Here is a 25,265-nt window from a genome sequence, read left to right as displayed (position 1 = left end):
ACCATGTACGGTCTCAATACCGCCCTGATTCTTATCGTGCAAACACTGGGTAGCCTTTATCTACTCATCGTGTTGCTACGCTTCATCCTGCAGCTGGTGCGTGCGGATTTTTATAACCCACTGAGCCAGTTCATCGTACGTGCCACACAACCGCTGGTACGCCCCTTGCGCCGCGTAATCCCCGGCTTTGGCGGCGTAGATCTCGCCTCGCTGGTTCTGGCAATTTTGGTTCAGCTCGTGCTCATGCTGCTGCTGTTGCTGCTTACCCGCGTGGAAGGCATGAACGGGCTCAATCTGGTCATTCTGCAATACGGGACAGGCGGTGCCTTACTGCACTTAGTGATCTGGTCGGTCATTGCCGTGGCCTCCCTGTTTCTCAAGGTCTTTTTCTTTGCAATGATTATCAGCGTCATCCTTTCCTGGGTCGCTCCGGGTAGTTATAACCCTGGTGCACAGCTGATCAACCAGATTTGCGAGCCGGCCTTGGCTCCCTTCCGTCGGTTGCTACCTAACATGGGCGGTTTGGATCTTTCACCCATCTTCGCCTTCATTGCAATCAAGCTAATCGACATGCTGGTAATTAATAATCTAGCCATGATGACGGGTATGCCTTCCGTACTGGCCCCCTTCCTGTAAAAACCACGTGTCGAAATCCAAATAAGATTTCGACACGTTTTTCAATGCCATTCACATAGTTGAGTTGACCGTCTAGAGAATCCTTTCAGCGGCTGATTGACTGTAAGCCGACCTTAGGTCACCGTACCGCCTTCTTTTACGCCCATGGTAGAACAGGGACGAGGTATGGAGCGTCTTTCTCGACATGTCGATGCCTATTCGACATGGAAGCTCGAACTCATACGGCAGGTTGACCGATACAGCGATTGGCTAGCACGCAATCGACTGGGTACCCCTAGTCTTGATGAGACGTTGGCGCGCTGCCGACAGATTCTCCGCGAGGACACCATTACGCTTGCGTTTGCCGGCGAATTCTCTCGCGGCAAGACTGAGCTGATTAATGCTCTGTTTTTCGCTGACTACGGGCAGCGAATGCTGCCGTCGCAAGCGGGACGGACGACGATGTGTCCGACTGAGCTATTTTACGATGCTGATGCCGATGCACCGTACATCCGTTTACTGCCAATTGAGTCTCGCCTGGATGAGACTGCCGTAGCCGAGTGGCGATCGATGCCTGAGCAGTGGACTCAGATCACACTGGATTACGGCCAGCCTGAAAGCATGGCTGCAGCACTGAAGAAAGTGGCTGAGACGCAGACGGTTTCACTGGAAACCGCTTTAGCGCTGGGATTCGATGCTGCCCACCTGGACAGACCAAACGCTCACGATCAGGTAGAGATCCCAGCCTGGCGTCACGCGATCATTCATTTCGATCACCCTCTACTGCGCCAAGGCTTACGCATTCTGGATACACCGGGTCTTAATGCGCTTGGCAGCGAGCCGGAATTAACACTGTCGATGCTGCCTTCGGCACAAGCCATCCTCTTTCTGCTTGCTGCCGACGCGGGTGTGACGGCATCCGACCTGCAACTCTGGGAACAGCACATTAAACCTACTCGAGGCGAGTCAGCAGATGGGCTGTTCGCCATACTTAACAAGATTGACACTCTTTGGGATGATCTCAATGGAGAAGACTCTATTGAACAATCCATCCTTCGGGTCCGTGAAACGACGGCACGCCAGCTGGGTATTTCAACCGCCGATGTACTTCCGCTATCAGCCAAACAGGCTCTCCTCGGAAAGGTACGCGCCGAGCCTGAGCTTCTCCAACGCAGCCACTTAGCAGCCTTGGAACATCTTTTGTGCGAGCGGATCATCGGCCAGAAGGAGAAACTGCTGCAAAACCAGGTGATCAATCAGGTTATTGCCCTGCTGGCTAGCAGCCAGAGCCTGCTTACGCAGCGCCTGGAAGAAGTACGTCAGCAGTATCGGCACCTAGATGAAGCTACCTCAAGTAGTGCAGTTCTGGCCGAGCAGATCGACCGTACCCGTGAAGAGCATGCCCAATATCATAAGCGCCTCTTGAACCTGCGTACGACTCAGCGGATGTTACAAGGCCAAGCTGTTCTACTCAGCGAGGTTCTTAATCCAGCCAGAATGGAGCGACACTTGACTGACGTCCGCCATAATTTAGCAGGTAGCTGGACGACATTAGGCATTAGCGAGGCGATTCATCGCTTCTTCCAAAATATCGAACACGACATGCTTGGTCTTTATTACGAGGGTGAACGTGCGAACAAGGTGTTGCAGAACATTTACCAACGTCACAATGAGGAAAATCCTGCATACCGTCTGGAACCGCCCCGATTACGTATAAAGGCACATATCCGTTCGCTACGCCAGCTACAGCTCAAGGCCGATCACTTCCGCAAGCAGATGAAAACGTTCTTCACCGAACAACGTGTGCTGACCCGACGTTTTTTCGCAACGTTGGTCAAGGAAGTTGTTCATATCCATGAGGAAACCTGCCGAGAAGCCAAGCGCTGGAACGAAGCTGCCTTGCTGCCATTGATTCAGTTCACCCGCGAGCACAAGCAATTGCTTGAAGCCAATATGCTCGAACTTAAATCACTGACCCAGCAAACATTGGATCAACACCAGCAGAAATCCAGACTTGCCGCTTACTGCGAGGCTCTGGAAAGCCAGTGTGACGAAGCCAATGACATCCTTCGCCAATTGCGCAGGCCTGCTCCCGTGCAACGACAGGCCAAAGTTGTAGCACTGCCAGGTGTCAGCTTTGCCTAAAGGCATATAACCTGATAGGTGGCAAGTACTGTGCAACTGTGCACTGTGCTTGCCGCCTGCAACGGCCCTCTTTAGACTGACGCCCTCTCACGCACAAGAGCCGTCAATGCCTAGTGTAATACCCCCTGATTCCGTAGGTCTGGTTACCCCTCAGGCCCTGCATTTCGCCGAGCCGTTACCCCTGGCGTGCGGCCGATCGTTAGCCGAATACGACTTGGTTATCGAAACCTATGGCGAATTAAACGAAAGCCGCAGCAATGCGGTGCTGATTTGTCATGCCTTGTCCGGTCATCATCATGCTGCGGGCTATCACAGCATGGACGACCGGAAGCCCGGCTGGTGGGACAGCTGTATCGGTCCAGGCAAGCCCATCGATACGCGAAAGTTTTTTGTCGTCTCGCTCAACAACCTGGGCGGCTGTAATGGTTCGACCGGCCCGGGCAGCGCCAACCCTCTAACAGGAAGGCCTTATGGGGCCGATTTCCCTGTAATCACCGTTGAGGACTGGGTTCATAGCCAGGCACGTCTGGCCGATATGCTGGGCATTCATCAATGGGCCGCCGTGGTCGGCGGCAGCATGGGCGGCATGCAGGCTCTGCAATGGACTATCAGTTACCCCGAGCGCGTTCGGCACTGTCTCGCTATCGCGTCGGCGCCTAAATTGTCGGCTCAGAACATCGCTTTTAACGAAGTCGCACGGCAGGCTATCCTGACAGACGATGAGTTTCACGGCGGTCGCTTTTACGAGCAGGGCGTAATACCTAAGCGCGGGCTAATGCTCGCTCGGATGGTAGGACATATCACCTACCTGTCCGATGATGCCATGGGACAGAAGTTTGGCCGTGAGCTCAAGACGGACAAGCTTAACTACGATTTCCATAGCGTGGAATTCCAGGTAGAGAGCTATCTGCGCTATCAAGGCGAAGAGTTTTCCGGCCGCTTCGATGCCAATACCTATCTGCTGATGACCAAGGCACTGGATTATTTTGATCCTGCCAGCGCTCATAACGGCGATTTGGCCAAAACATTCGAGAGCGCTCAGGCCAGTTTCTGCATCATGTCTTTTACTACCGATTGGCGCTTCTCTCCAGCACGCTCAAGAGAGATCGTGGATGCGCTGATTGCTGCGAAAAAGCATGTTAGCTATCTCGAGATTGATGCTCCGCAGGGCCACGACGCCTTCCTCATACCGATACCACGTTATTTAGATGCGTTCGGTAATTACATGAATCGTATAACGGTATGAAGAACTAGACATGCGTGCTGATCTGGAAATCATTCAAGAGTGGATTCCGGCCGGTAGCCGGGTTCTTGACCTGGGCTGCGGCACAGGAGAATTACTCGCCTATCTTCGGGACTACAAACAGGTTGCCGGCTATGGCCTGGAAATCGACCCGCAGAACATCGCCGAATGCATTCGCAAAGGCGTAAATGTAATCGAGCAGGACCTGGACAAAGGGCTGGGTAACTTTGCCAGCAACAGTTTCGATGTTGTGGTTATGACCCAGGCATTACAGGCTGTGCATTTTCCTGATCGTATCCTCGAGGAAATGTTGCGGGTAGGCCGCCAGTGCATCATTACTTTCCCTAACTTCGGCCATTGGCGATGCCGCTGGTATCTAGTCCGCAATGGCCGTATGCCCGTTTCAGAGTTCCTGCCTTACACTTGGTACAACACGCCGAATATTCACTTCTGCACGTTTAAGGATTTCGAACACTTGTGCCATGAGCTGAAGGTGAAGGTGCTTGACCGGCTCGCCGTGGATCGTCAACACCGCCATGGCATAGCCAGTCGCCTATGGCCTAACCTGCTGGGCGAGATTGGTATCTATCGGGTCAGCGGCCCTGGGATGTAAGCCTCCAGGAGCAGATCGCTTAATGTTAGTGTTTCGCTCCGCGCATCCCAACAGCTGTCGATCTGGTGACCCATTATCCGATTCATCCGCCAAGCCGTTCGACATCCCCTATCATGACGAGCCCAGCGCCAGTGCTGCGCTCTGTCGATATTATTTTTCAGTGGATCAGACCAATGATCGAATTTTCTGAACTGGTACTGGCCAGTCATAACGCCGGTAAGTTAAAAGAACTCCAAGCCATGCTGGGTGATGCCGTACGGGTTCGCTCCGTAGGTGAGTTCAGCCAGGTCGAGCCTGAAGAGACCGGCCTGTCGTTCATTGAAAATGCCATTCTCAAGGCACGTAATGCGGCACGCGTTTCGGGCCTGCCTGCCCTAGCAGACGACTCAGGTCTAGCCGTCGATACGTTGGGCGGCGCTCCCGGAATCTATTCAGCGCGCTATGCTGAAGGACGAGGCGATGCGGCTAATAACGCCAAATTACTCGAAGCCTTAAAGGATGTACCTGAGGCTGAGCGTGGCGCTCAATTCGTTAGTGTGCTGGCATTGGTGCGTCACGCAGAAGATCCTCTACCGATTGTATGCGAAGGCTTATGGCATGGACGTATCCTGTTTGAAGCCCGTGGCGAGAATGGCTTTGGCTATGACCCTCTGTTTTGGGTACCTGAACGGAACTGCTCCAGTGCCGAACTTGCTCCCGAGGAGAAGAACCAAATCAGCCATCGCGCTCGGGCGATGGCCATCCTGCGTGAGCGGCTGGGCCTTTGATCAAGAACGACATGCTGGTAATGCCGCCACTGGCGGCATATATCCATATCCCGTGGTGTGTGCGTAAGTGTCCCTATTGTGACTTTAACTCTCATGCCGCCGGGCCGGAGCTGCCGGAAGAAGCCTATGTCGATGCGCTCTTGGCTGATCTTGAGTCTGATCTCGAGCATGTGCACGGTCGCTCGCTGACATCGATCTTCTTTGGGGGTGGCACGCCCAGTTTATTTTCAGCCAAAGCGCTAGACCGCCTGCTGACTGGCGTCGAACAGCGCATCCCTTTCGTCCGGGATATTGAAATTACGCTCGAAGCGAATCCCGGCACGTTTGAACAGGAAAAGTTTGCAGCCTACCGTCGCCTGGGCATCAATCGACTTTCTATCGGCATTCAGAGTTTTCAGGAAGCCAAGCTCAAGGCTCTGGGTCGTATCCATGGGCGCGATGAGACTGTTCGAGCGGCTGATATGGCACGACAGGCCGGCTTTGATAATTTCAATTTGGATCTTATGCATGGCTTACCGGACCAGAGTGTTGACGATGCGCTGGCCGACCTGGAACAGGCCATCGCTCTAGCCCCAACCCATCTCTCCTGGTATCAACTCACCATGGAGCCGAATACGGTGTTCTGGAGCAAACCACCTGAATTGCCTGAAGACGACACGCTATGGGACATCCAGGAAGCCGGGCAGGCGCGTCTGGCAGATGCCGGATATTGCCAGTACGAAACATCGGCTTATGCTCAAACGGGTCGCCAAGCCCGGCACAACCTTAATTACTGGACCTTTGGTGACTTCCTGGGCATCGGTGCCGGTGCACATGCCAAATTGAGCCGCCCCGACGGGCAAATTATTCGGACCTGGAAAACACGTTTACCCAAGGACTATTTAGATCCGACGAAACGATTTCAGGCGGGCGAGCGCAATCTGGAACCGGCCGATTTACCCTTTGAGTTCATGATGAATGTGCTTCGTCTAGTCGAAGGCGTGCCCGCTGAGTTGTACTCTCAGAGAACCGGACAGCTCCTAGATGAGCTGAACACCGCCCTTACCCAAGCACGAGACCAAGGCCTATTGGTAAGGGATCCGCAGCGCCTGGCACCCACAGCTAAAGGCCAGTTGTTTCTGAACGACCTGCTACAGCATTTTTTGCCTGATTAAGGAGATATGACGCGTGGACTATGTACTCAGTATCGTCGCAGACGCTTCTCGCTGGTGCCGTGGCCATCTTGGCGAAATCGCCTTGGCGCTGATTTCCACGCTGCTGGTGATGTTTGGTACCGAGATCAATGGCTGGGTCAAGCAACGCCTAGGCAGTTTGCCAACTCTTGTTCGCGTACCTGCCCTGGCTGCAGCCACTGTCGCGATCTATGGCGCAGCCACAACGCATCTGACACCGTGGGTTGTTAAGGGATTGGGCCAATTTAACAACTATAGCCTGGCTCCCGTCCTACTGATTGGCGTCTGCTTGCTGGGCGTCCTGGCCGAACGTCGTTAAAAAAGACCTGAGTAGAGGCTTAGGATCAATCCTAGCCTCTAGAAGCTGCCTTATTAGACTCGCTCGAACTTCAGATCCCACACTCCATGACCGAGCCGCTCGCCACGCCGCTCGAACTTGGTGACAGGACGCTCCTCCGGACGCGGTACGTAAGTACCATCCTCAGCCTGATTCCGGTATCCCGGGGCTGCCTTCATAATCTCCAGCATATGCTCGGCATAGGGCTCCCAATCGGTTGCCATGTGCAGAATGCCACCAATTTTCAACTTACTGCGGATCAATTCTGCGAAAGCCGGCTGCACAATACGACGCTTGTGATGACGCGACTTGTGCCAAGGGTCAGGAAAGAACAACAACACGCGATCCAGGCTGGCGTCAGCAATACACTCACGCAGCACTTCTAGCGCATCGCAGCTATAGACCCGAACATTGCTCAATTGCTCGGTAAGCAAACCATTGAGTAGTGCTCCGACCCCCGGCCGATGCACTTCTACACCAATGAAATCTTGCTCAGGTGCCGCCGCAGCCATTTCCAGTAGCGAGTGCCCCATGCCAAAGCCAATTTCGACAGTACGCGGTGCCTGACGACCGAATACGGAATCGAAATTCTGGAGCCCATCCGCTAATTCCATGCCGAACCGAGGCCAACCCACCTCAAGGCCGCGCTTCTGACCCTCGGTCATACGTCCAGCACGCATAACAAAGCTTTTAACGGTGCGCATCGGGCGCGCGTGAGAGGTATCGAGTTCCTGGTCGCTCATGGCTATTCACAAAGACAAGACGACCCGGCGGAGTACCGGGTCGTTAGGGTTGAAACAGGATGGGAAGGTTGAATCAGTTGATCAAACCTTCCAGCGGAGAAGAAGCCGACGCATACAGCTTACGTGGCATCCGTCCAGCGAGGTAAGCCATACGTCCGGCAACAATGGCATGCTTCATGGCCTCACCCATCAGTACCGGATCCTGGGCATGGGCAATCGCCGTGTTCATCAATACAGCGTCGCAGCCCAGCTCCATGGCAATGGTCGCGTCCGAAGCCGTACCAACGCCAGCATCCACCAACACGGGTACGGTGGCTTCCTCAAGGATAATACGCAGATTGTAAGGGTTGCAGATTCCGAGCCCCGAACCGATCAGGCCGGCCAGCGGCATGACGGCGATGCAACCTATCTCAGCCAGCTGCCGGGCAATGATCGGATCGTCGCTGGTGTATACCATGACGTCAAAGCCATCCTTGACCAGCGTTTCCGCAGCCTTGAGGGTCTCGATAACATTTGGGAACAGGGTTTTCTGGTCAGCTAATACCTCAAGCTTGACCAGGGAATGTCCATCTAGCAACTCGCGCGCCAGACGGCAGGTCCGTACCGCTTCAACTGCGTCATAGCAGCCGGCGGTATTGGGCAATATGGTATAGCGATCCGGCGGAATAACATCCAGCAGATTTGGCTCCCCCGGATTTTGACCGATGTTGGTACGGCGGACCGCAACGGTAACGATCTCGGCCCCTGAGGCCTCGATAGCCCGGCGCGTCTCATCCAGATCCTTGTATTTGCCTGTGCCTACCAGCAGGCGCGACTGATAGGTGCGGCCAGCCAGGGTCAGGGGCGTATCATGGCGATTGCTGTGCATGGCAGATCCTCGGCGGTCTAACCGCCACCAATGGCGTGAACCACTTCCAGGCTGTCGCCGTCCACCAGGGTGGTCTCGGCGTGCTGGCTGCGGGGTACGATATCGAGATTTCGTTCTACGGCCACTCGCCGTCCGGTCAAGTCGAGCCGGACGAGCAAATCCGCTACGGTAGCACCGTCGGGTAGTTCGAAAGGTTCGCCGTTCAGTTGAATGCGCATGGCAGAAGCGGTCTAGACAGAAGGACCTGCATTCTAAGCCCTTCCGACGAGATGACCAACCGTCTTTGTCGCCTTCATGCGAGGCGCCATGCCACTAAGCCTAAACAAAACCAGCCGGCGAGAAAGGCTAGGCCGCCAAAAGGCGTGATAATTCCTAGCTTGTTGAAACCTGATAGCGTCAGCACATACAGGCTGCCCGAGAACAGCACAATGCCCAAGGTAAAAAACAAGCCGGCCAACCCAACCAAACGCCCCTGGAAGTGTGTTGCCAGAACAGCAACGCCTAGTAATGCCAGAGCATGTACCAACTGGTACTGGACACCGGTTTGAAATACTGCCAGATGCTCCGGGCTAAGCCGGTTACGCAAGCCGTGTGCTGCAAAGGCACCTAGCCCAACGCCAGTAAAGCCGAACACGGCGGCCAACATGAGAAACATACGAAACATGGCGAACTCCCGGACAGAATCGAAGCGGGGGTTATAATGGACCGTTCATCCGCAAAGACCAAGTCGCATGCTGCGCTCACTTTTTCGTCGTCTGTTCCGTTATCTACTCATCCTCATGGCTGCGAGCGTAGTACTCGTGTTGCTGTTTCGCTGGGTTCCGCCGCCAGGCTCGATGGTCATGGTCGAGCGCAAGATCGAGTCTTGGATTGACGGTAGGCCCATTGATCTGCAGCGTGACTGGCGGCCTTGGGAGGAGCTACCCGATGATCTGAAGATGTCGGTCATTGCCGGAGAAGATCAGCATTTTGCTGAACACTGGGGCTTCGACTTTAAAGCAATTCAACAAGCGTTAAACCATAACGAAGCCAGCGGCTCGCTGCGGGGTGCCAGCACAATCAGTCAGCAGGTCGCCAAGAATGTTTTTCTGTGGTCGGGCCGCAGTTGGTTACGCAAAGGTCTGGAGGCCTGGTTTACCGTCCTGATCGAAACTTTCTGGCCAAAGCAGCGAATCCTAGAGGTGTATCTCAATAGCGTGGAATGGGATTCGGGAGTCTTCGGTGCAGAAGCCGCAGCACGGCACCATTTTGGGGTGGGAGCACCCTATCTGTCGGCCCGGCAAGCCAGTCTGCTAGCAGCCATATTGCCCAATCCGCGTCAGTGGAGCCCTACTCGACCGAGCAGCCATGTCAGTCGACGCGCCAACTGGATTCGTCAGCAGGTTCGCCAGTTAGGAGGGAGTCAGTATTTACTGCAGCTGAAATAACGGCTCCGGCGGTTAGCCGGAGCCGTTAACGATCATCCTGCCAAGTAGGACGATCGGGTAAGCCCCAGGCGCAGGGCATCCAGATATTGTGTACGCTCGCGCGCGGTCAGCTTCGCGCCGGCTACCTTGTCACGGTAGTAGGTCATCAACTCTTCAGGCGAAAGGTGCACGTAGCGCAGCATGTCCTCGATGGTGTCATGGGTTTCGATCCCGCCGTGACGCACCGAGCCGTCAGCATCCTGATAGACGTTTACCGAGTCGGTATCGCCGAACAGATTATGCATATCGCCCAGAATTTCCTGGTAAGCACCTACCAGGAAAACCCCCAGCATGTAATCCTCGCCAGGCCGTACATCATGGACAGGTAGACTGGTCTCGATGCTCTGCTCATCAACGTAATGATTGATCTTGCCGTCAGAGTCACAGGTCAGATCTTGCAGGACGGCACGCCGCATAGGCTCTTCGTCGAGACGCGTCAATGGAACGATAGGCAGAATCTGACCGATCGCCCAGGTATCCGGCAAACTTTGGAAAACCGAGAAGTTACAGATGTACTTGTCGGCCAGTTTGTCGTTCAGTTCGTCCAGCACCTGACGATGCGAGCGCTGACGTGCCTTCAGCTGGTTATACAAGCGACGGCAGATAGCGAAATAGCACTGCTCGGCCAGAGCCTTGTCGCACAGACTAAGGCGCCCAGAGGCATATTGAGCTGACGCCTCACTGACGTACTGTGTAGCCCGCCAATAGGTCTCAGTCACCATTTCTGGATCGGTATCACCCAATAGCTCGATCAACCACTGCACAACCTCCGGCTTATCTGAGAAATTCTCGATATCCGGCATCGTATCGTTGTTCCGCTCCACGTCGGTTACCTGCATAACGAGCACCGCATGGTGAGCCGTCATGGAGCGTCCACTTTCGGAGAAGATGTTGGGATGCGGCAGGCCTTGTCGGTCGCAGAACTCCTTGAGCATGCCGACCACCGTCCCCGCGTAATCGTCCATGTCATAGTTGATGGAGCTGGCATTGCGCGAGTGGGTACCATCGTAATCCACGCCCAGACCGCCACCGACGTCAACATGGTCTACAGGTAAACCCAGCGCACGTAACTCAGCGTAGTACTGGATAGCCTCGCGGAATCCTTGGCGGTAATCAGCCAGGTTGGCGATCTGCGACCCCATATGGAAGTGCAACAGGCGTACCCCCTGCTCCAGGCCAGCGTTGCGGAAACGCTCGATCACTGAAAGGAGCTGCGCTGCCGACAGGCCGAACTTAGACTTCTCACCGCCAGTATCCGCCCATTTGCTCGAGGCCAATGAAGACAGACGCACCCGCAAGCCAACCTGAGGCATGACCTTGAGGTCTTCCGACTCCTCGATTACCAACTGAACCTCGGACTCTTTCTCGATAACAATGAAAACATTGTGACCAAGCTTGAGCCCCATCAGCGCCAGGCGAATGAATTCGCGGTCCTTGTAACCGTTACAGACAATAGTGCCGCCTTTAGGCGCCAGAGCCAGTACGGCCATAAGTTCAGGCTTGGAGCCGGCCTCAAGACCAATGGAAACGTTGCGCGTGGCGATGATGTTTTCAACCACGGCTTCCTGCTGGTTAACCTTGATCGGATACAGCGCGGTGTAACGCCCCGAATAATCCAAACGCTCGATATTGCTATCGAAGGCTCCAGTCAATGCACGCACGCGCCCTTGAAGAATATCCGGGAAACGCACCAGCAGCGGCAAGGACAGTCCTGCCTCGCGCAATTGTCCAACTAGCAGATGCAGGTCGATGGGCTCGCCATCCGGACCATGGGGGCGGACTTCCACATTGCCCGCCTCGTTGATTGCGAAATAGCCAGCGCCCCAGTGGCGAATACCGTACACACTACGGCTATCGGCTACGGTCCATTGGCTTCCATCGTCTTTGCGCGTACGTCTTGGTGACATCCGCCGGCTTCTCCTGTTCAAGGATATGAAAATATTGACCGCAGCACGCTGCGGTAAGTTTGGGTTGGAATGGGATGAGTGAAAGAGCGGCTACCTAGCCGCCGGACTTCTTGGTCTTGAAGCCACGCTTGGTCAGCTCGTCGATCAGCAGGTCGACGTGATCGCCCTGAATTTCGATGATGCCGTCCTTCAAAACACCGCCTGTACCACAACGACGTTTAAGTGTGCTGGCCAATTCTTTCAATTCATCGAGTGCCAACGGAACACCGCTGACGGTCGTGACAGTTTTGCCGCCACGGCCTTTCGTTTCACGACGAACCCGGGCAATGCCATCACCTGCTGGCACAACGGCCTGCTTGCAAAGACAATCGACGAGGGACTTACTACATTCCGGGCAATGACGACCGCTGTCGGTGGAGTACACCAGGCCGCCGAGACCGGCAAAGGAAGAGGCTTTCTTGACCACCGGGCAATTCCTCACAGGGTCAGGATAGCGACAGGTTGGCTGACCAACCGAGAGCGCCCCACTCTGGCAGGGGCTGCGCATAAAAAGGTCGCGCAATTTACCAGCATTGCGAGCAAATGCTAAGCAGGAAAAAGTGCAATTAGGAAAAAATTTCGACAAGCAGCACTGGATACTGCCTGTCGAAGGCCATCAGGCTTGCCGGGTGGGCGGAGCCATGAACTCGGGACCGACCGGATCGGTAACCAAAGCGTTCAGTATCCCATCGATTTCAGCTAGCTCCTTTGCCGTTAGAGACCAGCCAAAAGCCTCCTCAACCCCCTCGATCTGCTCAGGCTTACGTGCGCCCCACAAGGCAATGGTAGGACCCTGGTCGAGAATCCAACGAATAGCCAGAGCCAGAACCGATTTATCGTGCCGGGCACGCGCATAATCTTTCAAGGCAGAAACAGCAGAGAGGTATTGCTCGAAACGGGGCGACTGGAATTTCGGATCGACCTTACGCAGGTCATCGCCATCGAAGGCGGTCGAGGCGGACATCTTGCCGGCCAGCAGGCCTCGGCAAAGCGCGCCATACGCCAATACGGTCAGGCCCTTCTCTTTGGCATAGGGCAGCACATCCTTTTCGATCTCTCTCTCGAACAGGTTATAGGGGGGCTGTACGGCAGCCAATGGCGCCACGGCACGAAACGCCTCCATCTGCTCGGGTGAAAAATTGCTTACGCCCAACGCCAAGACCTTGCCCTCCTGACAAAGCCGTTCAAGCTCACGCGCCGTTTCCTCGATAGGAGTTAGCGGATCCGGCCAATGCACTTGGTAGAGATCAATATGGTCGGTCTTCAGTCGCCGCAGCGAGTCTTCGATCTCCTGGCGAATACGTGCAGGGGTTGCATTGCGGAACGGCCCATTGTCATCCCAGTCCAGGGCAACCTTGGTAGCGATAACAGCTTTGTCCCGTATGCCGGCTAAAGCCTTACCGACAATTTCCTCGGAATTGCCAAAACCATAGACAGGCGCCGTATCGACAAGGTTAATACCGCGCTCCACGGCGCTGCGAATCGTGGCGATAGCCTTTGCCTCATCACTGCCGCCCCACATCCAGCCGCCAATAGCCCAGGTACCAAGAGCAATACGACTAACGGGTTGGCTAATACCGGCAATGGTCAGTGTTTCGACCGACATGACAAACCTCCTGTGCTCAGGGATTTCACACGCTTAACAGTGCATGAAAGAATCGGAACGTAAGGAGATTGGAGCGGAAGGGAAACCTAAAGTTGCCTGGCGGCTTATATACCGCCAGGCAGGAACGCTTAGCCCTGCTCCAGCAACTGGCGCAAGTCGATAATGGCCGCGTTGGCACGAGAAATATAATTGGCAATCACCAGTGAATGATTGGCCAGGACACCAAAGCCGCTGCCATTAAGGATCATCGGGCTCCAGACCGGCTGCTGCGCGGCTTCCAGTTCGCGAATAATCTCACGCATGTTAACCGTCGCGTTTTTCTTGGCCAGCACATCGGCAAAGTCTACTTCAATGGCACGCAGGATATGCGATAGCGCCCATGCCTGCCCGCGCGCCTCATAGAACACGTTGTCGATCTGCAACCAGGGCGTTTTGACAGTACGCTCCTGCACCTCAGGCATCTGCCCCGGAGGGATGTCCTGGTCCGGTTTGACGTTTGCATCCAGGCGTACCCCGCCTACGCTGGCCGATAGCCGCTGAGATAGCGAGCCCAGGCGCGTCTCAACATCGCCTAACCAGTTGCGCAGATTGTCCGCACGGGAATAGAACAGTGCACGTTGTTGACCCTGCGCCCCCAGGCGGGACAGGTAGCTGTCCAGATCCCGAATACCGGCACGGTATTCTGACTCTGAGGAAGGAACTGCCCAGCTGCGGTTATCAAAGTTGAAATGCGGCTCGGCTCGTGCAAGGTCAGTGTCTTCGGTTGACTGTGACTGCGAACGAGCAAAATCCTTACGCAGCGCCCGAGCCAGGTCACGCACCTGAACCAGTACGCCGTACTCCCAGGCAGGCATGTCATCCAGCCACAAACCGGGCGGCAGAATATCGTTGGACAGGTATCCGCCCGGCTTGTCCAGCAAAGTCCCGGCCACTCCTTTCAGAGTTTCTACCGTGGTATAGCCCAACACCAGTTGCCGTTGAGCGGACGTTGCGTGTTCCTGAGCGCGCTGCTGGACGGGGAAGAAAGCCGGTTCCCGGCTCCAGAACCAGCCCATGACAAAGGTCACAAGGAGGTAGAGGATAATGATGGCCGCCACGATACGCAGCCAGGGTTTACCGTTCGCGGCTGAGGCACCGCCTGTCCGCTGGCGCCAACTGCTTGTACGGTTCTTCCAGTCCAGCATAGTGATTTTTCCTTATAGTCGAATTTCAGGTTCGACCCTCTCGATGGCAAGGGGTTGCTGATGAAGCAACCACAGTGTACCGAAGCCGCTGATAGAAGGCCTAATGTCATACATCTGCCAGCCGATGACCTAGCGAGACGTTACTGATAGTCTTACGCCCCCTGATATCACATAGCCACCAATTACCATCAACGGAAGAACGGTAACTTATGAGCGAGCATGACGATCCTGGTCTGGACCGTATCAAGCACCACTTTGCCCAGCGGGTTATAACCCAGGCCCGGCAGGTACTGGAGATCTGGCAAAGACTGCATCGGACAGAATGGAATGCCATGACGCTCAAGGAGCTGACAGAGGCCAATGACCGCCTGCTCAAATACGCTCAGCGCTTCGATCAGACCGAACATGCACATATAGCGGAACAGATCGGTGACTCCCTGCGCCAGGTAGCAGCTAACCGCGGCCGTTTAACCAGCCCCGTCATTTCCGATCTCAGCCAGCTCATGCAAAGCTTGTCGCGCACAGGCCTACGCCATGGCGACCAACTAGACAGCATGGCCTTGCCGCCCTTGCGCAAACCAATCTACATCGCCCTTCAGGACATGGCCCGTTCGCAGCGCCTGGCCATGCAAATGGAATATTTTGGCGTCACGATCCAGGTCTTCGAGGAGTCCGAATCTTTTCGTCGTGCTGTTGCCGAGCGGCATCCGGCCGTCATTGTGATGGAAGTTGATTTCGATGGACCAGCCCAAGGATTACAACTGGCCGCCGAGATCCAGACCCATTTACCAACCAAACTGCCGATCCTATTTTTTAGCCGCGACGAAGCCGATACCAATCGACGCCTGGCTGCCGTTCGCGCAGGCGGCCACGAGTTTTACACGGGTACCCTGGATGCCTCGCACCTGCTTGAGAAGATCGAAAATCTTACGCGAGTAGCCTATTACGATCCTATCCGGGTTCTAGTGGTCGATGACTCACGCGCGCAGGCACTGCATACTGAAATGTCGCTCAATAGCGCAGGTATCCTGACTCGCACCCTGCTCAACCCAACTGCCGTGATGTCTCACCTGGCCGAATTCAATCCGGACCTGATTATCCTTGACATGTACATGCCTGAATGCACCGGCACTGAGCTGGCCAAGGTTATTCGGCAGCATGAGCGTTACGTTAGCGTACCGATCATTTACCTGTCGGCCGAAGGGGATTTGGACAAGCAGCTGGACGCGATGAGCGAAGGGGGTGACGACTTCCTGACCAAGCCGATCCGTCCACATCACTTGATCGCGACAGTGCGAACCCGGGCAGCCCGAGCCCGTAGCCTTAAGGCCCGTATGGTGCAGGACAGCCTGACCGGCCTGTACAACCATACCCACACCCTGCAGCTACTCGAAGACGCCAGCTACCATGCGCGCCGTATGGGACAGCAGCTAACTTTCGTGATGCTTGATATCGACCACTTTAAACAGGTCAATGACCGCTACGGTCACCCCATGGGTGATCGAGTCATCAAGAGCCTGGCCCTGTTTTTAAAGCAGCGTCTGCGCAAGACCGACCATATTGGCCGTTACGGTGGTGAAGAGTTCGCTGTTGTACTCCCGGATACCGATGCCCAGGCCGCCCTGCGTCTGATTGAAGAGATTCGCAAACGCTTCGCCGAGATTCATTACCCCACACAGAGCGACAGTTTGGCGTGTACCTTCAGCGCTGGCATTGCACAGCTAAGCCCTGACCAGGATATCAATGACCTGGCCAGGCAGGCGGATGAAGCCTTGTATAGCGCCAAGCGTAACGGTCGTAACCGCGTAGAAATTCATGGAGCTAATCTGGCTGGGTGATTCCACCCGCCCTCGAAACGTGACCTAGATCACACAAGCCATAAAAGCGTCATATCGCTTCGCTATGCTTGGCAGCTCTCTCGCCAAGCATAGAGTGCTCTCCGTGCGCCTGAAGTCGCTGACGAACCTTAACACCCTGCTCCTGGTAACCATTTGCTGCGCCCTGGGCATTACGCTCGTCTGGTCGCAGCGTGCACTGGAGCGCCCGTTTGAACTGATGGAGCGCTATCTGGTGTTATCCAACACCGTAACGCAACGTGTCAGTCATAATCTCCAAATGTACTTGTCCAGCGGCAATGCGCTCCAGCATGAGGCAGCCTTGCAAGCGCTGGATCAGCTTCAGGACGACCTCAATCAACTGCCGAGCAGCTTGGCGCAGCGTCTCACACCAGACCTTCAAGCCCTGCGCACCTTTACCGCTCAGGATTTACTGGCCGCAGGCAAACTGGCTGCCGACCCACAGGCATTGCTGATCCAGGCCGAGCGTGATCTGCTGGCTACTCTAGAACAACTGGGCCATTACGTTGAAGAAGGCCACCTTCACCCAGAAGCCGAGCGGTACGCTGCCCCGCTCGCCGTGGCCTCGCAGCATTTAGTCCGCCTTGTTCTGGCCAGGGAAAAGCTGATAGCAAGCGGCCGCGATGAGTTAGGGGCTGAAGTCGTCCGCGAACTGGAAATGCTGACCGCAACGGCTCAGCGTCTGGAGCAGTTATCTTTACTGGAAGTAAAAGAAACTTCTTCTTCAGCCAATGATTTCGCTGCGCTCATGGGGTTGGAGAGCGATACGGCAGACGCTCAGGTCGAGGACCGAGGTATTGCGCTAAAGCGTGAGCTGCTTGGCTTGTTGCGGCGCTATCCTCAAGAGCTGACCAACACCCGCACGCTGATCCGGCATCGGGCTGAACTAATCGAAACGACTGAGCAACGCCTGCACGCCGTAAACACTGCGCTGGCAGCTCTACAACCAGCCGTCATTGCCGAACACGCCCGCATTCAGCATGAGGTGCGCTTGCTTCAAGGCAGCATCATCATGCTCATCCTGCTTACAGCGCTGGCGGTCGATAGACTTCAACGCAGGTTGGCCCACACGCTAGAACGCTGGGTACCGACGCTGGCAAGGTGGACCGAAGGCGACTTTTCCCAGCCACTGCAAACCAGAACCCGAACCACCGAACTCAATATTCTCCAGAACAACCTTAACCAGCTACGCCAGTACCTGACCGGCTTAGTTGGTACGCTTCATGCCCATGCCGGCCACGTGGGCGGTAGCAGTCAAACGTTGGCGGCGCTGAGCACCAATCTGCATCACAGCGCAGAAGAACAGGCACAAGGCACCGGTGAAATCAGAACAGCGTTGACCGGCATGGAGGCAACCATACAGCAGGTTGCCACCGACGCCCATCACACAGCCGATACCAGTCAATCGGCCAGTCGCACGGTTATACAAGGACAAGCAGTCATCGCAGATAGCCTTTCCGGGCTGCATCATCTGGTAGGCCAGGTTCAGGATAATGCCCGCCTCGTCGATCATCTTGCTGGCGAAACCGCCACAATCGATAGTGTACTGGGTGTGATCCGTAGTATCGCCGAACAAACCAATCTGCTGGCTCTCAATGCCGCCATCGAAGCAGCACGTGCCGGCGAACAGGGACGAGGCTTCGCGGTGGTTGCTGACGAAGTGCGTACTCTTGCTCAACGCAGCGCCGATGCAACGGGCGAGATCGGTCTGTTGACTCAGCGGCTACAGCAGGCGGCACGCCAGTCCTTGCAGGCCATGAATGCTCAGGTGGAACAGGCCAAGCAGACAGCCAGCCGCGCCGCAGCGGCCGAGCGAGCCCTAGACGAGACCATCCGGGCGATTGAAACGATTACCCAGGGAGTTCAGCGTATCGCGAACAGCACGGCGGAGCAGACTCATACGGTCAGCCAAATTCGTGAACACAGCGAGCGCATTCATCGTCAGGGCAACACCAATCTCCAGCTGATCGCCAAAGGACAGCAGCAGGGCGAGCAGCTTCTGAGCTTGAGCGAAGAACTGCAACGAACCCTACAACAGTTCAAGCATGAGCGGGCTGACATCGGCTGATACACATAGATCGGAGCAATCGGTCCGTTCATAGCAGAGGACATTCGGTATCATGCACAGCAGTTCCGCCTGTTGAGATCGCTATGCTCCGCCTGCTATTACTGATCTGTCTTCTGTTTTCCACCGCAGCCTCTGCTGGTCTGTTCGATAGCAATCGCCCTCCTGCGAGCCTGAGTGCTTCTAGCAGTGCCGGGGATTTTCTTCCGGTGGATCAGGCTTTCCGTATCGAGCGGCTTACTTCCAACCCGGATCGGCTTACTTTGCGTTTCATCATTGCCGAAGGGTATTACCTGTATCGTCAACGCTTCCAGTTCAGCACAACTCCGCCGGGGCTGATTGGTGACGTCACCTTGCCAACCGGTGAGCCGAAACACGACGAATGGTTTGGCGATGTCGAGGTATACCATGCGGTCGTCGATATCGATATTCCACTGACTGCACCGGATGCAGTCGGTCAGCTATCTGTGACCTACCAGGGATGTGCCGACAAAGGCTTGTGCTATCCCCCCGAAACCAAGCGGATTGCCCTGAGCGAATCATTGGGAACTCCATCATCGGTGTCTGTTGCTTCTGGTGATACAAAGCCAGTTGCTCCCGGCTGGCAGTGGCGCGATCTAGCCCTTTTCTTTCTGGCTGGCCTGGGCTTGACGTTTACACCCTGCGTACTGCCCATGCTGCCTATTATGTCTTCCATAGTGCTGCGCAGCCGCCACGCCGAACATCCTACCGTAGGGCGTGGATTACTACTGTCATTGGCATACGTCCTGCCCATGGCTGCCTGCTTTGCTCTGTTAGGCTCACTGATGGGACTATTCGGTGCGGGGTTAAATCTTCAGGCCCGTTTGCAATCCGCCTGGATACTGATTCCGTTCGCCGCCTTTTTTGTACTCTTCGCTCTGGCCATGTTTGGTTTGTTCGAGCTGCGCCTGCCTGCCTTCATTCGTCATCCTGTTGACCGCCTAGCCAGCGGGGCCAAAGGCGGCTCAGTGCTAGGCGCTGCAACCTTGGGTGTACTGTCCAGCTTGCTGGTTTCACCCTGCGTATCTGCTCCCCTGGCTGGTGCGCTGCTCTATATCAGCAGTAGCGGCGATGCAGTGGGCGGCGGTTTAAAGCTGTTTGCGCTCGGCCTTGGAATGGGCGCTCCGCTGGTCTTGTTCGCAACCGGTGGCGGTGCCTTGATGCCCCGCTCCGGAGCCTGGATGATAGGCGTCCGCAATGCCTTTGGGGTATTGCTCCTCGGCGTAGCAATCTGGCTACTGGAGCGTCTGCTACCTGGCCCGCTGGCCCTGGCTCTCTGGGGCCTGCTGGCTGCCGGCACAGCGCTTTTCCTGGGCGCGCTTGAATTTACCGTAAAAACACCCCGGCAACGGCTCGCCCAACTAGCGGGCATCGCGCTGCTTGTATATGCCATCAGTTCCTGGATAGGTGCGCTGCAAGGCCAGTCGGACCCACTTCGCCCCTTGCCGCCAGTACAGACAACAGCCACTTCTACAGTAGAGCCTGCACAAAGCTGGCAGACCGTGACAACGCCTGCAGCGCTGGACCAAGCGCTAAAAGAGGCAGAAGTAAACCATCAGCCAGTAGTACTCGACTGGTATGCCGACTGGTGTATCAGTTGCAAGGTCATCGAACGCGACGTCTTCAATACTCCCTCCGTCGCACATGAACTCGCTACCTTTCGTCTGATTCGTTTCGACATCACTGCTAGTAACGCTGCTCAGCGACAACTGCTGGATCGCTACGCCCTGTTCGGCCCTCCGGCTATCCAGTTCTTTGACCGCAATGGGCAGGAGCGCCGCGATATAAGGGTTATTGGCGAAATAGACGCTTCCACCTTCCTTAACAAACTGCAACGCTTCAAAGAAAGCCTGTAGCGAGTAATAAGATAAAATTTCGGCCATCGTGCTGACATTTACGGCAAACGTCAGGCGACTAGACAGTCAGCAATCAATCCGGCATAGTCCGCCGCCATTACCTCGTCTGTAAGCGCTGGCAGGTTGTTGTGAACAGAAACACTCACGACGTGACGCATCGCTGATAACGAGCATCCCATGTGCTTGAACCGCTCCGTCATAGGACGCGTACAGACATTTAGGATGGCCGTATCCCTTTCACGGCTATCACGGTGCGGGTTGCGTCAGGTCATCTGCCCTGGCGTTGTCCCGGCATTGAAAAGATTGGCAAGGCGACATACCGCCTTGCTCTTGCATGACAGGACGGCGAATCAACGTGATTCGCCCGATAAAAACGTAAACGTATAAACCCGTGGGGAGTGCCAACGGTAATGGACATTCGTAAAGTCAAGAAGCTGATCGAACTGCTGGAAGAATCCGGAATCGATGAACTGGAAATCCGTGAAGGCGAAGAATCCGTTCGAATCAGCCGCCAAAGCCAGCGCGCCGTGCAAACTGCCGTTTATACCGCTGCGCCGGTAGCCGCTGCTCCTGCTGCCGCTCCGGCTCCTGCCGCAGCACCTGCCGCCGAAGCACCTGCCGCTGCACCGCAATTGAGCGGCACTGTTGTCCGCTCGCCGATGGTTGGCACCTTCTATCGTGCGTCCTCTCCCGCGTCTCCTGCCTTTGCTGAGGTTGGCCAGAGCGTGAAGAAAGGCGACATTCTGTGCATTGTCGAAGCCATGAAGATGATGAACCACATCGAAGCCGAAACTAGCGGTACCGTTGGCGCCATCCTGGTCGAAAACGGCCAGCCGGTTGAGTTTGACCAGCCGCTGTTCACCATTGTCTGATCGACGGGAGTCCGCGATGCTGGAAAAAGTCCTGATCGCCAACCGCGGGGAAATTGCCCTGCGTGTGGTCCGTGCCTGCAAGGAGCTGGGCATCAAGACGGTGGCCGTTCACTCCACCGCCGATCGTGAGTTGATGCACTTGTCCCTGGCCGACGAATCGGTCTGCATCGGCCCCGCCCCGTCTCCGCAGTCCTACCTGAATATTCCGGCCATTATCAGCGCAGCTGAAGTGACCGGCGCTACCGCTATTCATCCAGGTTATGGTTTCCTGGCTGAAAACGCCGACTTCGCTGAGCAGGTTGAACGCTCCGGCTTTACCTTTGTTGGTCCTACTGCAGACGTGATTCGTCTGATGGGCGACAAGGTATCCGCCAAGGACGCCATGAAGAAGGCCGGCGTGCCGACTGTACCTGGCTCCGATGGCGCCATGCCGACCGATGAGGCCGAGTGCCTGCGCATCGCCCGTGAAGTAGGTTATCCGGTGATCATCAAGGCTGCTGGCGGCGGTGGTGGTCGTGGCATGCGCGTGGTTCATGAAGAGGCCGACCTGATCAAGTCGATCAAGCTGACTCAGACTGAAGCAGGCTCTGCCTTCGGTAATTCCATGGTCTACCTGGAGAAGTTCTTGGGCAATCCGCGTCACGTGGAAGTTCAGGTTCTGTCCGATGGCCAGGGCAATGCCGTGCACCTGTTCGACCGCGACTGCTCGCTGCAGCGTCGTCACCAGAAGGTTATCGAAGAAGCCCCAGCTCCGCAGATTGATGAAAAGGCCCGTGCTGAAGTGCTGGCTCGCTGCGTGAAGGCATGCGTTGAAATTGGCTATCGTGGTGCAGGTACGTTCGAATTCCTGTACGAAGACGGTCGTTTCTACTTCATTGAGATGAACACGCGCGTTCAGGTGGAACACCCTGTCACCGAGATGATTACGGGCGTCGATATCGTCAAGGAAATGCTGAGCATCGCGGCTGGTAACAAGCTGTCGATCAAGCAGGAAGACATCAAGATCACTGGCCACGCCGTTGAGTGCCGGATCAATGCCGAAGACCCGAAGACTTTCATGCCCTCTCCGGGCTTGATCAAGCACTTCCACGCGCCGGGTGGCAATGGCGTGCGGGTCGACTCGCACCTGTACAGTGGCTACAAGGTTCCGCCGAACTACGACTCGCTGATCGCCAAGCTAATCACTTGGGGACGGACCCGCGACGAGGCCATGGCCCGGATGCGCAACGCCCTGGATGAGCTGATTGTCGATGGCATCAAAACCAATGCCGATCTGCATCGCATGCTGACGCGCGATGAAGCCTTTAGCAAAGGTGGCGTGAACATCCATTACCTGGAAAACAAGCTAGGCTTGAAACACTAAGAGCCACGCTTGAAATACGGGCCGCCTTATGCGGCCCGTTGCTTTTTTCTACCCGAAATATCCTACGACGCTGAAAGGTTTCGCCATGTCCTGGCTGCAAGTCCGACTCGCCATCACGCCCGAACAAGCCCAGCCCTATGAAGATGCCCTGCTCGATCTGGGCGCTGTCTCCGTGACCTTCATGGATGCCGAGGATCAACCGATCTTCGAACCGGACCTGGGAACCACGCCGCTGTGGAGCAATACCCATCTGCTGGCCCTGTTTGAGGCGGATATTGATGAAAATGATCTGGCCAAACACCTGACCCTGCTGGCAGGGAGCGAGAAAGCTTTCCAGCTGGAGCATATCGAAGACCAGGATTGGGAGCGCAGCTGGATGGACAACTTCCAACCGATGCGCTTCGGCCAACGCTTGTGGATTGTACCGAGCTGGCATGAAGCACCCGAGCCGGGCGCCGTCAATTTGCTACTGGATCCTGGTCTGGCTTTTGGTACAGGCACGCATCCCACCACGGCACTATGCCTGGAATGGCTTGATGGACAACCGCTAGAAGACTGCCAGGTACTCGACTTTGGTTGCGGCTCAGGCATCCTAGCTATTGCTGCCCTGCTGTTAGGGGCCAAGCGCGCAATAGGTACCGACATTGACATCCAGGCACTTGAGGCCTCGCGAGACAATGCCGGGCGCAACGGCATTGCTCCGGAACGCTTTCCGGTCTATCTTCCCGAATCACTTCCGACCGAACCAGCAGACGTGCTGGTAGCCAATATCCTGGCTGGTCCCCTGGTTAGTCTTGCTCCACAATTAAGCAATCTCGTAAAGCCCGGCGGACGCCTGGCTCTGTCTGGCATACTTGCCGAACAGGCGGAAGAAGTACGCGCCGCTTATGAGTCGGCCTTCCTTCTTGATCCTACTGCGGAACGTGAAGGCTGGATACGGATCACCGGCGTGCGTCGCTAATCCTCTTCACGACAACAGACGTGCGGCGAAAAGTGGCTGCAAAGAGCCACTTTTCTGCGCTGAGTGTTGGAGTACACTAATCCGTTTTCAGCAGGACCGATCAGATCGCCGCAATGACCGCCACCTACGTCACCCAATGTCCGCATTGCAGCACTCGCTTTCGAGTCACCCCTGCTCATCTGACGGCCGCTCATGGCACTGTGCGCTGCGGCGTCTGCCTGGAAACCTTCAATGCCAACGAATACCTGGAGGATTCCTCGCCTCTGACGGAATCTGCCTACTCTGAAGAATATGCAGTTTCCTCAACAACCTGGACGGCGCCCTCTACTGAAGCCTTACCGGCTACAACCGGAGCCGATGCGACTGCAGCAGACGCACCTGCCGAGTCAGGAACTGATATAGGCTCGACCGCTACGGAAGACATGGCACTCCAGAACGCTAAAGCACCTGGACAAGCATCGTCTGTTGAACCAACAGCCTCGAACACCTTATTGATTCATGACGATCTGGATCTCGACGGCCTGGATTTGGATGAAGAGCTGGCCAAGCTCGATGCGCTCGAGTCCGCTCAGCGCCTTCCGCCATTGCCTACGTTCGGTCATGAGGAAAAGCCTTCACGTCAGCCTAGCTATGATGAAAGCTGGGCAGAAGCCTTGCTTCGAGAGGAAGAAGATGCTCTTCGCAGCGAGCAGCGTCATGAGCCAACCTTGACGCTGGAATCGATTGAGGACGATGCCTCCCCTGAACCCGCACTGGGCCCTGTAGACAAGACTAGTGAAGAGCTGCCGCAGACCGACAGTGCCAAACCTATTCTCCACATGGAAACGTCTCCAGATGAGCACGATGCCTTCGCTCACTCTGCCGCACCAAAGAGAGCTACCGATGCACGTGCCGAGCCGGGACTGCATGTTGAGACACTGCTGGATCTGCACGACGAGCCCCTACAGCTCGATTGGCAACCCCCAAAGAAATCCTGGGGCAAGCGCCTGGGCTGGATTGCCCTGAACATAGTTGCGCTCCTGGCGCTTGTCGCTCAATACATAGGCTTTCACTTCGATGAACTGGCCCGCCAGGATCAGTATCGCCCATGGTTCATTCAGTTTTGTGCCTCTGTAGGCTGCAAGGTACCGTCCAAGGTCGACGTCAAACAAATCCGTAGCAGTAACCTGGTTGTCCGTAGTCATCCGGAATTTCCAGGGGCCCTGCAAGTTGACGCGATCCTCTACAACCGGGCTACCTTCTCTCAGCCCTTCCCTTTACTGGAACTGCGCTTTGCTGATTTGAATGGCCAGTTGCTGGCCAGTCGACGTTTCAAGCCGTGGGAATACTTAGGTGGCGAGTTGAAAGGGCAAACTGAAATGCCGCCCCAGACTCCTATCCATATTTCGCTGGATATTCTTGATCCTGGCAGCCGAGCGGTGAATTACAGCTTGAGCTTTCATTCGCCAGAGTAGGTATTTCCAAAAGGAAATAATCGAGCGACCAGTGGTAGCACCGTCTGAATTGTTCAGATTTTGTTCAACTCAGCCTTTATCCGGACACTTCTAGCGGGTATCATTGCTGCCC

Annotated in this window: 23 protein-coding genes; 15 read left to right on the top strand and 8 right to left on the bottom strand. The window is 55.7% G+C overall.

Annotation, left to right across the window (positions count from 1 at the left end):
* Positions 1 to 3 precede the first annotated feature (3 nt).
* From IQ22_RS00460 to IQ22_RS00430, 7 genes are all read left to right on the top strand, one after another.
* Complete coding sequence (locus IQ22_RS00460) at positions 4 to 636, top strand: YggT family protein (RefSeq protein WP_145136396.1); 633 nt, start codon at positions 4 to 6, stop codon at positions 634 to 636.
* A gap of 165 nt (positions 637 to 801) precedes the next feature.
* Positions 802 to 2,760: a dynamin family protein gene (locus tag IQ22_RS00455; RefSeq protein WP_145136393.1), complete on the top strand. Its 1,959-nt coding sequence runs from the start codon at positions 802 to 804 to the stop codon at positions 2,758 to 2,760.
* Between the two features lie 106 nt (positions 2,761 to 2,866).
* Entirely contained in the window at positions 2,867 to 4,006 is a 1,140-nt protein-coding gene (metX, locus tag IQ22_RS00450; protein ID WP_145136390.1) for a homoserine O-succinyltransferase MetX, read from the top strand.
* A 10-nt stretch (positions 4,007 to 4,016) separates the two neighbouring features.
* Positions 4,017 to 4,616, top strand: coding sequence for a methionine biosynthesis protein MetW (gene metW / locus IQ22_RS00445; protein ID WP_145136387.1), 600 nt, complete (start codon positions 4,017 to 4,019; stop codon positions 4,614 to 4,616).
* A gap of 173 nt (positions 4,617 to 4,789) precedes the next feature.
* Positions 4,790 to 5,383 (top strand): RdgB/HAM1 family non-canonical purine NTP pyrophosphatase, encoded by a 594-nt coding sequence (gene rdgB, locus IQ22_RS00440; protein ID WP_145136384.1) that lies wholly within the window; start codon positions 4,790 to 4,792, stop codon positions 5,381 to 5,383.
* Between the two features lie 11 nt (positions 5,384 to 5,394).
* Positions 5,395 to 6,537, top strand: a complete 1,143-nt coding sequence (gene hemW, locus IQ22_RS00435; RefSeq protein ID WP_145137538.1) for a radical SAM family heme chaperone HemW — start codon at positions 5,395 to 5,397, stop codon at positions 6,535 to 6,537.
* Positions 6,538 to 6,550: 13 nt separating this feature from the next.
* On the top strand, positions 6,551 to 6,874 hold the full coding sequence (locus IQ22_RS00430) for a DUF3392 family protein (RefSeq protein ID WP_145136381.1): 324 nt from the start codon (positions 6,551 to 6,553) through the stop codon (positions 6,872 to 6,874).
* Between the two features lie 53 nt (positions 6,875 to 6,927).
* Here the strand turns inward: IQ22_RS00430 and trmB are convergent, their stop codons facing one another.
* The 4 genes from trmB to IQ22_RS00410 all read right to left on the bottom strand — a co-directional run bounded on the left by trmB (position 6,928) and on the right by IQ22_RS00410 (position 9,167).
* Positions 6,928 to 7,596: a tRNA (guanosine(46)-N7)-methyltransferase TrmB gene (gene trmB, locus IQ22_RS00425; protein ID WP_244308876.1), complete on the bottom strand. Its 669-nt coding sequence runs from the start codon at positions 7,594 to 7,596 to the stop codon at positions 6,928 to 6,930.
* Positions 7,597 to 7,708: 112 nt separating this feature from the next.
* Positions 7,709 to 8,503, bottom strand: coding sequence for a thiazole synthase (locus tag IQ22_RS00420; RefSeq protein ID WP_145136375.1), 795 nt, complete (start codon positions 8,501 to 8,503; stop codon positions 7,709 to 7,711).
* Between the two features lie 17 nt (positions 8,504 to 8,520).
* On the bottom strand, positions 8,521 to 8,721 hold the full coding sequence (gene thiS / locus IQ22_RS00415) for a sulfur carrier protein ThiS (protein ID WP_145136372.1): 201 nt from the start codon (positions 8,719 to 8,721) through the stop codon (positions 8,521 to 8,523).
* Between the two features lie 74 nt (positions 8,722 to 8,795).
* Positions 8,796 to 9,167 carry a DUF423 domain-containing protein gene (locus tag IQ22_RS00410; RefSeq protein WP_145136369.1) on the bottom strand — a complete coding sequence of 124 codons (372 nt, stop codon included), beginning with the start codon at positions 9,165 to 9,167 and terminating at the stop codon, positions 8,796 to 8,798.
* 67 nt (positions 9,168 to 9,234) lie between these two features.
* Here IQ22_RS00410 and mtgA point away from each other — a divergent pair, with 67 nt between their 5' ends.
* On the top strand, positions 9,235 to 9,930 hold the full coding sequence (mtgA, locus tag IQ22_RS00405) for a monofunctional biosynthetic peptidoglycan transglycosylase (protein ID WP_145136365.1): 696 nt from the start codon (positions 9,235 to 9,237) through the stop codon (positions 9,928 to 9,930).
* A gap of 32 nt (positions 9,931 to 9,962) precedes the next feature.
* Here the strand turns inward: mtgA and speA are convergent, their stop codons facing one another.
* From speA to IQ22_RS00385, 4 genes are all read right to left on the bottom strand, one after another.
* Positions 9,963 to 11,876, bottom strand: a complete 1,914-nt coding sequence (gene speA / locus IQ22_RS00400) for an arginine decarboxylase (RefSeq protein WP_145136362.1) — start codon at positions 11,874 to 11,876, stop codon at positions 9,963 to 9,965.
* A 94-nt stretch (positions 11,877 to 11,970) separates the two neighbouring features.
* On the bottom strand, positions 11,971 to 12,342 hold the full coding sequence (locus IQ22_RS00395; RefSeq protein ID WP_145136359.1) for a translation initiation factor Sui1: 372 nt from the start codon (positions 12,340 to 12,342) through the stop codon (positions 11,971 to 11,973).
* A 189-nt stretch (positions 12,343 to 12,531) separates the two neighbouring features.
* A complete protein-coding gene (locus IQ22_RS00390; protein ID WP_145136356.1) occupies positions 12,532 to 13,521 on the bottom strand; it encodes an aldo/keto reductase in 990 nt (329 codons plus the stop codon).
* Between the two features lie 128 nt (positions 13,522 to 13,649).
* Positions 13,650 to 14,705 (bottom strand): DUF2333 family protein, encoded by a 1,056-nt coding sequence (locus IQ22_RS00385; RefSeq protein ID WP_145136353.1) that lies wholly within the window; start codon positions 14,703 to 14,705, stop codon positions 13,650 to 13,652.
* Positions 14,706 to 14,914: 209 nt separating this feature from the next.
* On the opposite strand from IQ22_RS00385, the gene IQ22_RS00380 reads away from it, so the two are divergent.
* From IQ22_RS00380 to IQ22_RS00350, 7 genes are all read left to right on the top strand, one after another.
* The gene (locus IQ22_RS00380; protein WP_145136350.1) at positions 14,915 to 16,543 is read left to right on the top strand and encodes a GGDEF domain-containing response regulator; all 1,629 of its coding nucleotides are present in this window, start codon (positions 14,915 to 14,917) and stop codon (positions 16,541 to 16,543) included.
* Positions 16,544 to 16,646: 103 nt separating this feature from the next.
* Positions 16,647 to 18,629: a methyl-accepting chemotaxis protein gene (locus tag IQ22_RS23910; RefSeq protein WP_158635392.1), complete on the top strand. Its 1,983-nt coding sequence runs from the start codon at positions 16,647 to 16,649 to the stop codon at positions 18,627 to 18,629.
* 83 nt (positions 18,630 to 18,712) lie between these two features.
* A complete protein-coding gene (locus IQ22_RS00370) occupies positions 18,713 to 20,503 on the top strand; it encodes a protein-disulfide reductase DsbD (protein WP_145136343.1) in 1,791 nt (596 codons plus the stop codon).
* Positions 20,504 to 20,913: 410 nt separating this feature from the next.
* A complete protein-coding gene (gene accB / locus IQ22_RS00365) occupies positions 20,914 to 21,375 on the top strand; it encodes an acetyl-CoA carboxylase biotin carboxyl carrier protein (RefSeq protein WP_145136340.1) in 462 nt (153 codons plus the stop codon).
* Positions 21,376 to 21,391: 16 nt separating this feature from the next.
* Positions 21,392 to 22,738, top strand: coding sequence for an acetyl-CoA carboxylase biotin carboxylase subunit (gene accC / locus IQ22_RS00360; RefSeq protein ID WP_145136337.1), 1,347 nt, complete (start codon positions 21,392 to 21,394; stop codon positions 22,736 to 22,738).
* Positions 22,739 to 22,823: 85 nt separating this feature from the next.
* Positions 22,824 to 23,699 (top strand): 50S ribosomal protein L11 methyltransferase, encoded by an 876-nt coding sequence (gene prmA, locus IQ22_RS00355; RefSeq protein ID WP_145136333.1) that lies wholly within the window; start codon positions 22,824 to 22,826, stop codon positions 23,697 to 23,699.
* A gap of 113 nt (positions 23,700 to 23,812) precedes the next feature.
* Positions 23,813 to 25,153: a DUF3426 domain-containing protein gene (locus IQ22_RS00350; RefSeq protein WP_145136329.1), complete on the top strand. Its 1,341-nt coding sequence runs from the start codon at positions 23,813 to 23,815 to the stop codon at positions 25,151 to 25,153.
* The last annotated feature ends 112 nt before the right edge of the window (positions 25,154 to 25,265 follow it).

Source organism: Pseudomonas duriflava (assembly GCF_007830155.1).
GTDB classification, from domain to species: Bacteria; Pseudomonadota; Gammaproteobacteria; order Pseudomonadales; family Pseudomonadaceae; genus Chryseomonas; species Chryseomonas duriflava.
This window is presented reverse-complemented; position numbering and strand designations above follow the sequence as displayed.